At 66.6% G+C, this 383-nt stretch carries 1 pseudogene; it reads left to right on the forward strand.

The features are described from left to right. Nucleotides 1-383 (forward strand): annotated as a pseudogene (locus FJV41_RS56745) (sucrose-6-phosphate hydrolase); the annotation flags it as partial.

A 383-nucleotide genomic window follows, 5' to 3' on the forward strand; every position in this document is an offset into this window, starting at 1 on the left:
TGAACGGCCTGGCGAACGCCGGCTACATGTGGGAGTGCCCGGATCTCTTTCCGCTGGCGGACACCCACCTGCTGATCTGCTGCCCGCAGGGGCTGGGCCGCGAAGCGCAGCGCTTTCTCAATACCTATCCGGCGGTGTGGATGGCAGGCCGCTTCGACGCCGAACACGGGATCTTCGACCACGGCCCGCTGCACGAGCTGGACAGCGGATTTGAGTTCTACGCGCCGCAGACCATGCAGGCCGATGATGGCCGCCGCCTGCTGGTCGGCTGGATGGGCGTCCCCGACGGGGACGAGATGCATCAGCCCACCCGCGCGCAGGGCTGGATCCATCAGACGACCTGCGTGCGTGAGCTGGAGTGGCAGGCTGGCACTCTGTATCAA

The sequence above is a fragment of the Myxococcus llanfairpwllgwyngyllgogerychwyrndrobwllllantysiliogogogochensis genome (assembly GCF_006636215.1).
Taxonomy (GTDB): domain Bacteria; phylum Myxococcota; class Myxococcia; order Myxococcales; family Myxococcaceae; genus Myxococcus; species Myxococcus llanfairpwllgwyngyllgogerychwyrndrobwllllantysiliogogogochensis.